1 pseudogene is annotated in these 243 nt (G+C 60.9%); it reads right to left on the reverse strand.

Annotation, left to right across the window (positions count from 1 at the left end):
* Positions 1-27: 27 nt before the first annotated feature.
* A pseudogene (locus FJT57_RS16275) lies at positions 28-243 on the reverse strand (hypothetical protein); the annotation flags it as partial.

The following is a 243-nucleotide window of genomic DNA, read 5'->3' on the forward strand; positions in this document are numbered from 1 at the left end:
GCGCCACCACCGGTCTGGAGGGTCACGTTACGCATCGTGTGGATCCTCCCGGCGCGAGTGACCGATGATCGATTGGTCGCGAACGACACGTTCCGCCTCGTCGTAGTCATGTTCGCGGCCGTTCCAGAAGTCCATATTCAGAACGAACAGCTCGACCGTGCTGAGGCGGCGTGCGGACCACCCCGACGCTTGCTGGATAAACTCGGATCGAACGTCGTTCACGCGACTGTCGAGCTTCTCGAA

The sequence above is a fragment of the Halobellus captivus genome (assembly GCF_007655485.1).
In the GTDB taxonomy this organism is placed as follows: Archaea; Halobacteriota; Halobacteria; order Halobacteriales; family Haloferacaceae; genus Haloquadratum; species Haloquadratum captivum.